The following is a 12,838-nucleotide window of genomic DNA, read 5'->3' as shown; positions in this document are numbered from 1 at the left end:
GAAAAAAATGGTAGCGTAAGTATACGGTCTCTGCCTGTACAGGTCGACCTTAGTCTGCTACACATCACCGCAAATCTTCTATGGTTTCCAGCCAGTTATCCACTTTGTCCAGTAGATGCGCTTTTTGGTCGGCATTTAAGGTTTGTACCAGCTCAGTAGTCAACTCCAGCGACAATGCGCGATTGCTTTCGCGTAATGCCAGGTACTCCTGGCTGCGATACGCATCAGGCTCCATCATCAGGCGGGTCATCTTGTCGACAAAGCGGGCTTTATCGTCGCGCTGGATGAATAAACGCCGCGCCGCATTTTGAATGGCACGCCGGTATTCAATCCACAGTAAACCGGAGCGCTGAAACTGCGGTGCATAGCGGCCAATAATCCGCTCCTGAGTATCGGTCAAATCTCCCATGCGGTCTTCGAATTCCTCTTCGACCTGCTCGATAAGATCTTCTTTTAGCTCAGCAGCACTTTTGTCGCGACGCTCCAGAATTTCCTCTTCTTCCTCACGATTTTCTTTTTCCAGTGCCGCAAATAAATAAATAACCTGCTCATCGGTCAGCTCACTGGCCAGTTCGGCCAAATCCGGGGCCAGTTTGACACGCAGGGTTTCCACGTGCTGACGGGCCTGCTCCAGATGATAGGCAATGGTTTGTTTATCCAGAGCATCATTTTTAATATGCGCCCGCAGTTGCTGTAGCTGCTCCTGATAGGCTGGCAATTCTTTACTGCGGTGCCAGTCAATCCAGCGGGCTAAATATGCATCAAATCTGTCTTCCTGGTGATCCGACAGCTCCACATAATCGTCCATATACCAATAGATCAGCCAGTCGAGGTTGTCGTAAGCTAATTTCGAGGAGCAGCCCATTATCGACAGGCTAGCGAAAACAATTAACAGCCACTTTTTCATGCATCTTCCTGAAATGAGTTTAAAGGTGGTTTTAACCGGCGCACCGTGCGCTGGCCAGCGGTTTAAGTATCAGCGTGTACGCTAAGCTATTTGTAGCATATACAAATTTTGCCATTAATATTGATCAAAAAGGTTTCAAATTGTGAGCAAACACATTGGGGTGTTGACTTCCGGCGGCGATGCCCCGGGTATGAATGCCTGCCTGCGGGCTATTGTGCTGGCAGCTGACCGTGCTGGTCATCAGGTATCGGGATTTTTACGCGGCTACAACGGCTTGCTGGAAAATCAAAGTAAGGTTCTGACCTGCGAGCGCATGCATAACATTTTACAAGCCGGCGGGACCTTGCTGCATAGTGCCCGCTGTCAGCCATTTTGCACCCCAGAGGGGCGGCAGAAGGCGGCCGATAATCTTACTGCCGCCGGCATTGATACACTGATTGTTATCGGTGGGGATGGCTCATTTCGCGGGGCTCACGCTCTGGCTGATATGTGGTCCGGGCAGATTTTAGGGATCCCCGGCACCATCGACAATGATGTGGCTGGTACCGATGCGACCATCGGCTACTACACCGCCATCGAAACCGCCATGTCGTCGATTGATAAGGTGCGCGATACCGCCGATGCCTTTGACCGGGTGTTTTTAGTGGAGGTGATGGGCCGTCATGCCGGCTTTTTGGGTTTGAATGCCGCCCTGGCCTCTGCCTCTGATTTTGCTATTTTGCCGGAACTGTTTACTGAACCTAAAGAATGCTTAGAGCAAATCACCCGGCAAATCACCCAGCGTCAGGAAAAACGGGGCGCGGTCAGTTACGTTATCGTGCTGGCTGAAAATGTCTGGCCTGGCGGGATCCATGATTTGTGTGACCAGCTGGCCCATGCAAGTAAGATGGAAGTGCGCCCGGTCACCTTAGGCCATGTGCAGCGTGGCGGCTCACCAGTCAGTCAGGACCGGCTGCTGGCGGTTAAACTGGGCACCTATGCAGTGTCACTGGTGGGAAAGCCAGACACTGACGTGATGGTCGGCATCCACAATCATGCTGTGGTTACAGTGCCCTTATCCCAGACCTGGGAAAACAGTAAATCACTGGACACCGCGTCGGTGGACACCATGCAAACCTTGATGAACCAGCGCTATGTATAGCGCTGGCAGGGTCACAACTTCATTGCCGCCTTGACTTTATCACGGTGGCTGCGGCTGACTTTAAGTTCGGTGTCATTTTGTAAAATCAGGTGGTACTCACCACTGATATGACTGACCAGCTTCTTAACAAAACGAATATTGGCGATGGCCGAGCGGTGCACCCGCACAAACCATTGCGGGTTGAGCTCTTGTTCCAGCTCTTTCATGGTTTTACGCATAATATGCATGCCATCCAGCGCATGCACACACATATAGTCGCCGGCAGCATCAATCCACTGAATATCCTGCACAGCCACCCGGGTCACTTCGGAACCATCTTTGATGGCCAGCACTTCTGGGTACGGTTTGGTATCGATGGCTTCGCCGCTAGCCAGCTTTCGTAAAATTTCTTCGCAATCATCACCGGTCAGGTCCGCTACCAAACTGGCCAGTTTACGGGACTGCACATCCTGTTGCTGGCTCGACAAATGCTCGCGTACTTTATTCAAGGCTTCCACCAGCCGCTCATCGTCGGCCGGTTTAAGCAAATAATCCAGCGCATGCACATCAAAGGCTTTAATGGCATAGCTGTCGTAGGCGGTAATAAACACAATCAACGGGATGGGCTGATTCAGCTCCCGCAGTTTGTGAATTACCTGAAAACCATTCAGGCCAGGCATCTGAATATCTAAAAACACCAGGTCCGGGCGATGCTGGGAAATAGCTCCCACCGCATCCAGCCCGTTCTGGCACTCACTGACCACAGACACATCATCATAACGTTCCAGGCGTGCACGCAAACCCCGGCGGGCTAACGGCTCATCGTCCACAATGATAGTTTGTATAATGTGTTCACTCATAATTTGGATTCTTTTACTTCATAGGGGATACGTAATCGTACCCTCACGCCGGTGGGCTGATTATGCTCAATTGAAAAGGCAAAGTTGCGCTGATACAGCGACTGCAGGCGCTCGCGGATATTCACCAGCCCCACGCCATTTTCGCGGGATAACTGGCCATCCTGTATATCGGCACCCGGGCCGTTGTCAGCCACATCCATTAGTAAATCATTGCCAAAGCTGCGGGCCGAAATGGCAATTTTGCCGCCCCGCTCCATTTTAGATATGGCATGCTTTATGGCATTTTCAATCAATGGCTGCAAAATCATGCTGGGCACCAGGGCATCTTCGCAGCCCGTGTCAATATTCCAGTCCACTTCCAATCGATCATCAAAGCGCACTTTTTCTATATCCAGGTATAGTCTTAATGCTTTCACTTCCTGGCTCAGTGGCACTCGCTTGATAGGGTCATTATCCAGCGAATAGCGTAAAAAGTTGCTCAGCCGAGACACCATCGCCTCAGCGGTGTCATTTTCTTTAAGTAAAATCAGGGTTGAAATTGCATTGAGAGTATTAAACAAAAAATGCGGATTAAGTTGGTAGCGTAACATCTTGATATGCGCCTGGTGCGCCATGGTGCTGGCCTTCAACGCATTTTGTTTTTCTTTTTGCAGCATCTGAAAGTTTTTGATGCCAAAATACATGCCGGACCAACAGCCCACCATAATCATCGAATTGATGGTATTGGTAAAATACATGTACCAGGCATCGGGCCGATAGCCGTGTTTATAGATTTCCCAGTAATTGATGTTTTTCACCACCGCCCATAACAATGCGATGATATAGCAGGCCAGCAACACCACACCGAGCATCTTTAGCGGTGCCAGTTTTCGCGCCCGGCGAAAAACATAGCGCAATGGAATGGTGAGCAGCCAGCCTGCATAGGCATTTAGCATAATAATAAACACCCAGATCGGGCGCACATCATGCAAAAACGAGCCGATATAATAAATCAGCGCAAAGCCTGCCCAGCCCATGCTGTGCAGGGTCCAGAACAAGCGTTCGTTGCTTTCAAAGGTTTGCTGCCAACGGCTCACATTGCTACCGGTTTTTTCCATACTGCTTGCAATTATACGCATAAACCGCCACTTACCTGGCCAGCTTAATCGTATCTGTTGTACGGCTGGTCGCAGTTAGCCGCAAAATGATGGCAAACTAATCAGTAACCTATATTCATGCGCTTAAGCCAGTGCACCCACCACCAGGCCGGCCCCACCAGTAAGAAGCGCAAATCTTCTAAAAAGGAGGGTTTTTTGCCTTCAATTTTGTGTCCGATAAACTGCAATACCCACATCACTACAAACAGTGCCAGGCAAAATTGCCAGACACTGATCCCCAACGCTTCTAAGCCCGCGATGACGCCAAAGCATGCCAGGGTTAGCAATGTCATGGCTGCGCCGATGGGACCGGACAATCTGAAATAATAATACAGCACCGGCAACGCCAGCAGGTGAGCCCAGGTTACCTGGGCTGCCGACAGCCACTCCGGCACAGGCACGGCATAGATCAGCCCCAGCGTTACCAGATAGATGCTGGGTACAGCAATGGCATGAATGGCAATATTGGTACGGTTTTGGTGGCTTTCGCCGTACCGCGCCAGTAAGTGTTCAATTTGTCGCATAATAAGATCGTCCCCTGATGCCCGGCCTGGCTACCAGCGCCAGGCGATACACACTATCTTACGAGCAAGCTGGTCTCCTGCACAAGTCAGCAGGTTAATAAAATGTAAATCTGCGCGAACCCATTGGCAAGCGGCACTTTTATCTGTACGCCTGGCCCTGTTTGCTGACAATTTGCGTATTAACGTGCATCATAGTCACATCTTTTTTGGCCATTTTTGGATAATTATGCCCACCGATTCTTCTTTGCATTATGAATTGAACCTGGTTTCTCGCAGCCGCCATGTGTTTGGCGTGCGCCTGCATATTCCAGCCACTGATGAAGCCAGCCTTACTGTATCGCTGCCAGCCTGGATCCCGGGCAGTTATATGATTCGGGATTTTGCCCGTAATATTATTGCCTTTACAGCTACCACCCAGAAGGGTAATGCGGTGGCAGTACATAAACAGGATAAACAAACCTGGGTCATCGACACCGACGGCCAGGCGGTGGTACTGGATTACGAAGTGTTTGCCTTTGATTTGTCGGTGCGCTCAGCCTATATCAACGACCAGTATGCATTTTGCAATGGTACATCGGTGTTTTTGCAGGTGGCCGGGTTTGAAGAGCAGCCGCATACCGTCGATATCCGTCAGCCTGAGCTGGCCGGCTGGCAACTGCAAACCAGTATGCCGAAGGTGGATGAGCATTATGGCTGTGACAATTATCTGGAGCTGATTGACCACCCTATCTTTATGGGGATTTGCCAGCAGCAGTCCTTTACCGCGCAGGGTGTTGAATTTGTGGTGCTATTTAGTGGCGATGCCCCGGTCAATCTGGCACGAATCTGCCGCGATTTGGAGCCGGTGTGCGCGCACCATTTGGATTTGTTTGGCGCACCCGCGCCGGTATCTCGCTATGTATTTATGACCCTGGTGGCCGACACCGGTTTTGGTGGGCTGGAACACAAAAGCTCAACCGCGCTGGTATATCCGCGCTTTGATTTACCGCAACCGGGTGAAAATGGTCCGATCAATGAAAAATACGGTGTCTTTTTGAGCTTATGCAGCCATGAGCTGTTTCATACCTGGCATGTAAAACGGATCAAGCCGGCCAATATGGTCAAACCGGATATGACGAGCGAGGTGTATACCGACCAGCTGTGGATTTATGAAGGTTTCACCAGCTTTTATGATGATTTAACGCTGGCCCGCTGTGGCCTGATTAGCCCTGAGCGGTATCTGGAAATTGTCGGCCAGAACCTGACCCGACTGGCCCAGACACCCGGACGCAAGCGTCAGAGTGCCGCCGCCTCCAGTTTTGATGCCTGGACCCGCTTTTATAAACAGGATGCCAATTCGCTCAATCATATTGTCAGCTATTACACCAAAGGCGGGATCATCGCCATGGGGCTGGATTTATTGCTGCGCCGGCAAAGTGATGGCCAATACAGTCTGGATGATGTGATGCGCCATTTGTGGCAGCACTTTGGTAAACAGGAGTCTGGCACGCCGGATGACGTGATTGCGCGCCTGTGCGCCGATGAATTTGGTATTGATATCACCGAGTATTTGAACAAGGTGGTGTATGGCACCGAAGATGTGCCACTGGAAAGCTGGCTGGCCGATATCGGTGTCACTCTGCGCAGCCGCCCGCGTCAGAACAGCACCGACAAAGGCGGCACACCGCTGCCGAAAAACCCCATTATGCGCCGCTTTGGTGCCACCGTGAAAAATGCGGCCACCGGAGTGCTGGTGCAAACAGTCAGCGATGGCAGTCCGGCCGAACGCGCTGGGGTACAGCTCAATGATGTGATCCTGGCGCTGGATGGCTGGGTGGTCAATGATGCCTTGATGCAGCGCCTGTTAGATACCGCCCAGACTGAAACAGTGCAGCTGACCGTAATGCGGGACGGCCGTTTACTGGAGTTGCCGTTGGCGGTCAAGGCGGTAGCCGATGATGCTTATTTCTTTAGCATTGAAGAGCCTGCCAAATTGCAGCAGTGGTTGCAGCTGTAGCCGGTGTGAATTCCCCGCCCGGGCCAACCGGGCGGTATTCTCACAAACCTTTAGCGTGCGGACAGGTTAATTCCGGGCCGGCACCAGTAACTGTGGGTCAAGGCGCTGGTTATTCAGATTGATGCGCCAGTCCAGATGCGCACCGGTGGCACGGCCGGTTGCCCCGATGGTGCCGATTTGCTGACCCTGGCTAACGGTATCACCAATTTGCACCTGCATGGTGTCTAAATGTAAAAATGAACTGAACACGCCCATACCATGGTCAATCACCAGTGTATTGCCTGAATAATATAAATCATCAGCTAGCGTGACAGTGCCGGCTACCGGGGCGACCACGGGCGTGCCGGTGGGCGCGCCCACATCGACTCCATAATGCGGCCGGCTGGGTTTGCCATTTAGCACCCGCTGGCTGCCATAAACCCCGGTAATCGGCCCGTCGGCCGGCCAGATAAAGCCGGTGAATACCGCATCCAAGGCCGATTGCTCGCTGCGTGCCCGAGCTACATTGGCTGCATCTGTGCGGATACGATCCAGTACTGCCTGCGGCGGGGTGACCATTTTTTGGTCCAGGCCATCAATACGCTGAATTTGATAGTCGCGCTCGGCGAGCGTCAACTGGCGCTGGCCCTGGCTGCCATCCGGCAAGATCCAGCGAAGGGTATGATTCAGCTCGGCATCGCGATCAAAGCCAAACACAAACTTGCCCTGCTCGTTAAGCGAAAGCGCTTGACCATTTAAGGTCACCGAGCTACCAGCAGGCAGTTGCCCGCGCAGCAAACTGCCCTGGGTGAGCTGGCCATTTAATACCAGTTCAGAAGCCTGCGCTGCCTGGGTACCTGCCCATATTGCAGCCACTAATGCGCCCGCCCGGGCCAGTTTTGCTATCATCATTCTGCCACCATTGCGCCTTTGCCTACGCCTTCGTAGGCCATCACTTTGAGTTTACCTTCGCCGCTACGTTTTTTCTGTTCATCAAAAATAAACTGGGCCAGACATTCCACAGTAGAATCGGTGCTGACTATCTCACACCGGGTGCGTGGTATGATCAGCTCAAAATAGCCCTGCGAGGATTCATACGCGCAGCAATAATAGTCCTGTGGCTGAGGCACATCACCGGCTGACCGGCGATCAGCAATATTGATGATATCTTCCTGAGTGATGATATAGATATCCTGCCAACGCTGGGCCCAGTATTGCTGGCTTTCCAGACAGGCTGCGCCATCGATAAAGATCCCAATCTTGGACCGGTGCCCGTGGGCAATGCGCTGGCAGTTGCCATCGTGTTTTTTCAAGCCATGGGTGTAATGGTAAAATGGCGTTAGGATCTGTTCAGCGCGCAGTTGCAGGTCCAGGTTGGCCACATTATCCGGCAGATGGGTGGCAATCACTTCACGCAGGTAACTGCCCACCGACGCCATGGTAATGGCTTCGTCATATACAAAAGCATAAGCTTCAGCCGGGCAATGAAGCTGAATGATCTTCTGGTCATCCTGGGTAAAGCGTACTTCTACCTGCTCATCGTCCAGATGCACCACATCGGCACCCGGATGCTCGGCTGGCACCAGTAGCTTATGGTCAACATATTCATCGATTAGGCGTTTAAGATCTTTTTTAACCTTACCAAAATCCTGCACCATGCTCTCATCGTTCAGGTCGCCATCGAGTATTACATCCACGATCCAGCTTTCTCCCACCATGCCGCGCTTGGGGCACAGGTAGGAAAAGTCCATCACGGTTAAATCATTTACAAAAAGTTGCATATTGCCCTTACAAGCAAAGTGTTTGTGTCAGTATACGGGAAATTGTGACTTGCCTCACCCTTGGCCAGCCAATTTATCCGCCGGATTGGCGGGTCAGCTGATCTTTCAGATTCGGCGGCACCCCATGAATGGTCAGTGTATCGGTGGCCGGATCATAGACCACCCGCTCGCCCAGATGTTTGCGGTCAAAGCTAATGCTGACGCCAGCGCCACTGCCGCTGAATTTAGACAACTGGCGCAGCGCTGCCGGATCAGGTTGAATGGCTTGTTCCAGCGGCGCTTCCATGCTTTGGGCATATTGCTCAAAGCTGCGGTTAGCCTGTTCATCAGCGGGCAGGCGCGAAGAAAGTTCCTGCACGGAGACGGTTTCGCCGCTGTCGATTTTTTCTTTGAAATAACTTTTTAGCTCGTCACGATGCTGTGCCTGCTCTTCTCGGTTGAGGTTTTCGCCCGACAGATAGCTGTCCACCGACGCGATCAGCTGTTTATTTTGCTGTTTGTTATCCACCAGCTCTTCGCAACCGATAAAGTCCATGAAGAAATCGGAGACTTTTCGCCCCATGCGCCCTTTAATAAAGCTGATATAGCGCTCTCGTTCAGGCTGCACACTGTATTGGGTCAGGTCGATTCGCACCGCCAGCTGCATTTTAGCCAAATCCAGATGCTCGCGTTCATACAACTCCAACGCTTTATCCACTTCTACATGAGCCCGGGTATTGAGCAAAGCAATCATCAGATACTGGGTAGCCAGATGTTCATACTGGCAAAAAATTAAAAAGCCGGTTTCCACACTACCAGTATTAACCAGCGACTGGATCAGCCGCTCGGTGGCATTGACCGAAAATTGATGAAAACGCGGTTCTAAGTCATCGGCGCCCTGTTGGTGCGCCTGCATGAACTCATCCAGCTGGCTGGCAAAAGCGCTGACATCTTTGGGCCCGGTGTCACTGTCTTCATCGGCTGGTGCTGTGGACACAAAATGCCCCACCCCTTTGCCTGGTTTGCTGTTAAAGCTGTGATTGATCTGGTGGGCCAAATGCTCAATTTGCGGGGTTACCGCCAGACACTTTTCCCGCGGCACAGCCTGAATTTTGTCCTCCTGATTGACAATCAGCCGGTGAACAACAAAGTGGTGGATAAGTGCGCTCATAATAAAATTGGCATCCTATTGATTAAAAATTGAAAACTTTTGGTCAACCTGAGGCGGGAATTATGAATGAATGATTGTTATCACTCAAACAACGATTATAATCCTTGTACTCATTTTACCATTCTTTTTGCCAAAGATTGGCAAAAGATAATTATTCTAAAAGGCACAACCATGCCCCAAAATAGTCGTTATCAGGATACCGATTTTGAAGCCCTGATGAATAAAGTCCTGGCTACCCTGGAAGAAAATCATGCTGACCGTGATTTATCACTGATGGTATTAGGCAATGTCATCACGCATATTTTCCAAACCCAGGTACAGCCGAAAGACCGTGCAGCCATGGTCGAAAAATTTGCTGACGTACTGGTTAAAAGCATCAAAAAATAAGCTCGGGGCCTCATGATTTTAGCGGAATCTCCACGCCGGCAACGGGTCACAAAACTGGTTAATTGGGGGCATTGGTTTGCCCTGGTAAATATTGCCATAGCGCTGATTATTGCCTCGGTTTTTATATTTTCTTCACCGTTGCCTGACACCGTTTTAGGCACTCTGTATATGACGGCCAATTGGTTAGGGCATATCAGCTTTATGACCTTTTTTGGCTTTGTAATCTTTGTCCTGCCACTGTGTTATCTGGCGGTGAGCCCGAAGATGATCAAGGCCTGCGCCTCGGTGATTGCGGCGGTGGGCCTGGCGCTGCTGGCGTTTGATGCGCTGTTGTTTAACCGCACCGGCTTCCATATTAGTTTCAGCTCGGCCAGTTTGCTAAAAAGTGAGGCGCAAACCCAAATCAGCCAGTTTGCGCTGCAAGACTGGGGCTTTCTGGGCATGCTATTTGTGGTGTGGCTGGGTTTTCAGCTGATCCTGGCCAATGCTATCTGGAAGCGTATCAGCCGGCTACAGCAACATCATATCGGTGCGCCGGTCACCACTATTTTTGTGGTCTGTTTCGTCAGCAGTCACGCTATCCATGTGTGGGCCGATGCCAATCTGTATCAGCCGATCATCAAACAGGACAACATGTTCCCGCTATCCTATCCGGCCACCGCTAAAACCACCATGTCACGTTATGGCTTGCTGGATTTAGACCGCTACGAGGAGCGTAAACAGCTACAGTTTGACCCTGAGATCCATAAAATCACCTACCCCATCAAACCGGTGTATTGTTCGGTCACCCCGCGTAACATTGTGGTCGTGGTGCAAACTGATTCGGCGCCTCTGCCGGCTTTGCCGCAGTATGATCTAACGCAGCGCAACCAGTATTTTTCCACTGCGTCGTCGCTGGAAGGGCTGATTATGACCACCCTGTTTGGCGTGCCGGAGATCTATCAGGATACGTTGAAAGCTGAAAACCCGGTTTTGCTGGCGTTACCGGTGGCGCTGGGCATGCCGGTGTCTATTCATACCGACGAAGCCTTACCCAACCAGTTATTAGAAGGCTTTCGCCAGCCCATCAGCAACACCCACGATGGTTTGCATCTGGCCTTTTTACCGGCCGATAAGATTGCGCAGCTGTTGAACCAGCCTGAGCTCGCCGACAGTGAGCTGGTCATTGCCAGCGGCTTTAACGCCGATGGTGGCTTTAGCCAGGGTACATTACACTCCACCCTGCCGTTGAAACAGGGCCTGGCCAGCACCGAAGATTTGGCCCCCACTGTGCTCAATGCGCTAAGCTGTTCGGCACCGGTAGCCTTTTATTCTACCGGACAGAATCTGCTTAATCCCACCCGTAACTGGCTGGTGAGCACCTCCGGTGAACGGGTGATTGTGATGCACAATGATCAGCAGATTGAAGTGTTAAGTAATGGCAGCTTTGAGATCACTGACATTGCCACCCAGCAGCGTAGCACCGATAACCTGAATGTGGATTTGTTAAGCCGAGCGATCAAGCATCTGACGCGCTTTTCGACGCCGCAATAATCGCCTCGACCAACGGCCGCACCTGCTCCACAGAGGCGGCCTGAAACACCTGGCTGGGCCCCAGCCGCTGCTGGGGTGCCGGTTCAGTACTTACCAAACACTGGGCTGGCAAACCGGCTGCGGCACCGGCTTCAATATCCCGCCAGGCATCACCAATCAGCACACTTTGGGTTAAATCTGCATGCAGATCGCTGGCTGCCTGATATAGCATGCCCGGGCGGGGCTTCCGGCATTCACATTCTTGCTTATATTCACCCTGCCCGGCTGTAGCATGATGCGGGCAGTAGTACACCGGAATATGGGGCAAGGCATGCTGACTAAACTGGGCCTGCATCCAGCGGGTGAGCTGTAAAAACGCCTCAACGGTATAATAGCCGCGGCCGATGCCGGACTGGTTGGTCACCACCACCGGCAAAAAGCCGCGGTTCACAAATTCGGCTACCAGCTCAAAAATACCGGGTAAAAAGCGAAATTCTTCGGCTTTAGACACATAGCCGCTGTCATGATTAATCACCCCGTCGCGGTCTAAAAACAACAAGCGATTTTGCGCTGTAGATGTGTGCATCAGGCTTTTTCCCAACAACGTAGAACAAACTCGGCCGATACCTGGCGCAACGAAGCTGCCAACTGGTCACGGGCCGACTCTGATAATTTCCAGATGTAGGGCGTCATACCCAGCAGGCCGTGTAATCGATCAGGATCATCCAGGTCCACGGTAAAGTCCACAGTTTGCTCGTGTCTGAGCACAAACTCTGTGCTGTGGGGTTTAGTGACGGTATGCGGCTGTGGAGTCTGGTAAACCTGTTGTTTTAGTTCGTATAAATGCTGCGGGCCGGGCTCGACAGATAGCAGCAAACCACCGGTTTTCAGAACGCGACTAAATTCGGAATGCGATCCCGGTGCGAATACCTGCAAGAGCGCGTCTAAACTTTTAGCCTGTACCGGTAATTGAAAAGAGCTGGCCACCACATATTGGCCCCGACGGTCGGCTTTAGCCGCCATTTCCACACCCAGCTTGGCAATGTCGCTACCGGCAATGTGCAGGTTTGGCCAGCGCGGCGACAACGCGCTCTGTAAGTGACGTAAATACGCCCCTTCGCCACAACCAGCATCGTACATTAGTTCCAGGGACTGGTTACCAAAAAAATCGCCTACAGCCTCGGCCATCGCCTGCATCAGTGGCGCGTATCCACCACTACGGTGAAAAGCCTGGCGGGCTTTAAGCATGGCTTTATCATCACCGGGTTGCAGCGATTTTTTATGTTGCACCGGCAACAAATTTACATAGCCACTTTTGGCCATATCAAAACCATGGCCCTGCTGGCATTGCCATTGCCGGTGGGTGGTATCAAGCGGGGTTTGGCATATCGGACATTGCCACATAGACATCTGCATTTTTTCTGCACTTTTGCATGATTACACGAATGATTCAGGTGGCTAAATGCTAGCAGAAACAGCGGTCAAA

General features: G+C 51.6%; 13 protein-coding genes. 4 read left to right on the top strand and 9 right to left on the bottom strand.

Annotated elements, in window-relative coordinates; translation table 11 throughout:
• Positions 1-64 precede the first annotated feature (64 nt).
• Positions 65-907: a DUF6279 family lipoprotein gene (locus ACTUJZ_RS02745; RefSeq protein ID WP_463634727.1), complete on the bottom strand. Its 843-nt coding sequence runs from the start codon at positions 905-907 to the stop codon at positions 65-67.
• Between the two features lie 142 nt (positions 908-1,049).
• Between ACTUJZ_RS02745 and ACTUJZ_RS02740 the strand changes: the two genes are divergently transcribed.
• Positions 1,050-2,048 (top strand): ATP-dependent 6-phosphofructokinase, encoded by a 999-nt coding sequence (locus ACTUJZ_RS02740; protein ID WP_463634726.1) that lies wholly within the window; start codon positions 1,050-1,052, stop codon positions 2,046-2,048.
• Positions 2,049-2,059: 11 nt separating this feature from the next.
• On the opposite strand, the gene ACTUJZ_RS02735 is transcribed toward ACTUJZ_RS02740, so the two are convergent.
• The 3 genes from ACTUJZ_RS02735 to ACTUJZ_RS02725 all read right to left on the bottom strand — a co-directional run bounded on the left by ACTUJZ_RS02735 (position 2,060) and on the right by ACTUJZ_RS02725 (position 4,547).
• Positions 2,060-2,887, bottom strand: coding sequence for a LytR/AlgR family response regulator transcription factor (locus ACTUJZ_RS02735; RefSeq protein WP_463634725.1), 828 nt, complete (start codon positions 2,885-2,887; stop codon positions 2,060-2,062).
• Entirely contained in the window at positions 2,884-3,963 is a 1,080-nt protein-coding gene (locus ACTUJZ_RS02730) for a sensor histidine kinase (protein ID WP_463635231.1), read from the bottom strand. The genes ACTUJZ_RS02735 and ACTUJZ_RS02730 overlap by 4 nt, the downstream gene beginning before the upstream one ends.
• A gap of 122 nt (positions 3,964-4,085) precedes the next feature.
• A complete protein-coding gene (locus tag ACTUJZ_RS02725; RefSeq protein WP_463634724.1) occupies positions 4,086-4,547 on the bottom strand; it encodes an Mpo1 family 2-hydroxy fatty acid dioxygenase in 462 nt (153 codons plus the stop codon).
• Positions 4,548-4,773: 226 nt separating this feature from the next.
• Between ACTUJZ_RS02725 and ACTUJZ_RS02720 the strand changes: the two genes are divergently transcribed.
• Complete coding sequence (locus ACTUJZ_RS02720) at positions 4,774-6,543, top strand: M61 family metallopeptidase (RefSeq protein WP_463634723.1); 1,770 nt, start codon at positions 4,774-4,776, stop codon at positions 6,541-6,543.
• 66 nt (positions 6,544-6,609) lie between these two features.
• On the opposite strand, the gene ACTUJZ_RS02715 is transcribed toward ACTUJZ_RS02720, so the two are convergent.
• The 3 genes from ACTUJZ_RS02715 to yejK all read right to left on the bottom strand — a co-directional run bounded on the left by ACTUJZ_RS02715 (position 6,610) and on the right by yejK (position 9,453).
• Positions 6,610-7,431, bottom strand: a complete 822-nt coding sequence (locus ACTUJZ_RS02715) for a M23 family metallopeptidase (RefSeq protein WP_463635230.1) — start codon at positions 7,429-7,431, stop codon at positions 6,610-6,612.
• A complete protein-coding gene (locus ACTUJZ_RS02710) occupies positions 7,431-8,303 on the bottom strand; it encodes a 6-carboxytetrahydropterin synthase (protein WP_463634722.1) in 873 nt (290 codons plus the stop codon). Before ACTUJZ_RS02710 ends, ACTUJZ_RS02715 begins: the two co-directional genes overlap by 1 nt.
• A 73-nt stretch (positions 8,304-8,376) precedes the next feature.
• Complete coding sequence (gene yejK, locus ACTUJZ_RS02705; RefSeq protein WP_463634721.1) at positions 8,377-9,453, bottom strand: nucleoid-associated protein YejK; 1,077 nt, start codon at positions 9,451-9,453, stop codon at positions 8,377-8,379.
• A 171-nt stretch (positions 9,454-9,624) separates the two neighbouring features.
• Here yejK and ACTUJZ_RS02700 point away from each other — a divergent pair, with 171 nt between their 5' ends.
• Together ACTUJZ_RS02700 and ACTUJZ_RS02695 are read left to right on the top strand one after the other, a co-directional pair.
• Entirely contained in the window at positions 9,625-9,840 is a 216-nt protein-coding gene (locus tag ACTUJZ_RS02700) for a YejL family protein (protein ID WP_463634720.1), read from the top strand.
• 12 nt (positions 9,841-9,852) lie between these two features.
• Complete coding sequence (locus ACTUJZ_RS02695) at positions 9,853-11,373, top strand: DUF3413 domain-containing protein (protein WP_463634719.1); 1,521 nt, start codon at positions 9,853-9,855, stop codon at positions 11,371-11,373.
• On the opposite strand, the gene ACTUJZ_RS02690 is transcribed toward ACTUJZ_RS02695, so the two are convergent.
• Both ACTUJZ_RS02690 and ACTUJZ_RS02685 read right to left on the bottom strand, forming a co-directional pair.
• On the bottom strand, positions 11,339-11,938 hold the full coding sequence (locus ACTUJZ_RS02690) for a D-glycero-alpha-D-manno-heptose-1,7-bisphosphate 7-phosphatase (protein WP_463634718.1): 600 nt from the start codon (positions 11,936-11,938) through the stop codon (positions 11,339-11,341). The genes ACTUJZ_RS02695 and ACTUJZ_RS02690 overlap by 35 nt on opposite strands.
• Positions 11,938-12,762, bottom strand: coding sequence for a putative RNA methyltransferase (locus tag ACTUJZ_RS02685; protein WP_463634717.1), 825 nt, complete (start codon positions 12,760-12,762; stop codon positions 11,938-11,940). The genes ACTUJZ_RS02690 and ACTUJZ_RS02685 overlap by 1 nt, the downstream gene beginning before the upstream one ends.
• Positions 12,763-12,838 lie beyond the last annotated feature (76 nt).

It is taken from the genome of Alteromonas sp. WD8-37, from assembly GCF_055326825.1.
The sequence above is the reverse complement of the archived record's forward strand: the minus strand, read 5'-3'. Positions and strand labels throughout refer to the sequence as shown.